Genomic DNA, 1967 nt, shown 5'->3' on the forward strand with positions numbered 1-1967 from the left:
TTAAAGGTTTTTTCTTTCCCTTTTCCCCTTTCCCTTTCCCCCAAAACCCGACAAGTATTGGGAGGGATCTTTCTTTTGCCCTTTGCCCTTTGCCCAATGCCCAATGCCCCATGCCCAATGCCCATTAAGTTGGAAACATAATTGACCCTTGGCTCGTCCTTGCGCTAGATTAACAATTTCTGTTGTTGTCAACTCACATCACAAATAAAATTCTCAGCGATTTACTTTTAATGAGTGATGATGATTTGTTGTGCTTATCTAATCCCAAAGACATCTCAAAAAATAACTCAATGGGATTGAGAATTTTTATCCGGAAGTTCAACACATTCATCAGAAAACAATCTAAGTAAAGTTGATTACTTGCTACTTACTTGCACACACAATTACAACATGAAATCACATCTACTGGCCGTTGGTTTAAGCAGTTTAGTTTTGGTTGCAGGACAAGCGAAAGCATCACAATTACAGTCTTGGTACTTTGATTCTAGCCAAAATCAATTAAACCTAACTACCACTTCTGGAGTAGAACCACAAGCTTTTTTATTAGATAATCCCAACCGATTGGTAATTGATTTACCTGGAACTACTTTTAATTCTGAGAGCGTCAAGCAAAATTTTGGGAAGGCAATTAAAGAAATTCGCATTGGTAAACCAGATTCTCAAACAACTCGTTTTGTTATCGAATTAGCTCCTGGTTATGATATTACTTCGCAAAATATATCAATTAAAGGAGATTCTCCTTCTCATTGGATATTCCAATTCAATTCTTTTAACCGGGAAAATGCTCCAGTTGTTGGTGAAAATCGAGAAGATATTGCGATTAAATCCACAGATGCTTCAACATTTGCGGGAGTTGTCCATCTTGGGCAAGAGATGGTTGGTCTTAGTTCTCAAATTCGCACTTTGTTAGCTAATTATAAATCATTAAATCCGGGAATCTTTTTCTTAGATTTAGCAACAGGGAACTATATAGATATTAATGGTGAAAAAAGATTTGCTGCTGCCAGCACAATCAAATTTCCCTTATTAGTAGCTCTTTTTCAAGACATAGACGCTGGCAAAATCAAACTCACAGATAAATTAGTGATGCGGCGTGATTTAAGGGTTGGTGAAGCTGGAACTATGCAATACAAGCCCGTTGGCACTAAATTTAGCGTCCTGGAAACTGCTACTTTGATGATGACAATCAGCGATAATACTGCAACCAATATGGTTCTCGATCGCTTGGGCGGCGCAGCAAAAGTTAGCCAACGTTTTCGTAGCTGGGGATTGCAAAATACAGCAATGCAGAATTTACTTCCAGACGTTGGCGGCACAAATACAACTAGTTCTAAAGATTTGGTGAGATTGGCGGCGTTAGTTGCTAATAATCGTTTGCTTTCTCCCAATAGCCGCAATCAAGTTTTAGGTATTATGCGCCGTGTCAAAACCAATAGTTTACTACCAGCTGGCATTGGTCAAGGAGCTACCATCGCCCACAAAACCGGTACGTTGAGATTCATCATTGGTGACGCGGGTATTATTCAAATGCCCAACGGCAAAAGCTATTTAGCCGGTGTTTTAGTACAAAGACCAAACTACGACCCCAAAGCCGGAGATTTTGTCCGTGAAGTTTCTCGCAGAGTCTACAATTACCTAGACCAAACCAAAGTTAGTAATATAGAACCGACTTTTGGCAATCGTACTCGTTGATAAAAGGGAATGGGGCAATAGGGTTCGGATAAGCAGTATGAACTTCCCTTGTGGTCTGGGAAAAGGTTAAGGGGTAAAGGGTAAAGGATATATTTGAAACCTTTCCCCTTTCCCCTTTCTCCTTTTCCCTTTCCCCGAACCGTATTAGGGTATGGGGCAGAGGGGAAAAACTCATCTCTCCTACTCCCTACCTCCCCTACTTATACCGATTCAAAAAATGTTTGCGACAGATACCCCACCCGCCTGACGGCACCCTCCCCTTGCCAAGGGGAGGG

At 40.9% G+C, this 1967-nt stretch carries 1 protein-coding gene; it reads left to right on the plus strand.

The features are described 5' to 3' along the window. The first annotated feature begins 390 nt into the window (after nt 1-390). Nucleotides 391-1692, plus strand: a complete 1302-nt coding sequence (locus GNE10_RS34180; RefSeq protein ID WP_185570459.1) for a serine hydrolase — start codon at nt 391-393, stop codon at nt 1690-1692. Nucleotides 1693-1967 lie beyond the last annotated feature (275 nt).

It is taken from the genome of Nostoc sp. 2RC, assembly GCF_014222165.1.
Taxonomy (GTDB): domain Bacteria; phylum Cyanobacteriota; class Cyanobacteriia; order Cyanobacteriales; family Nostocaceae; genus Nostoc; species Nostoc linckia.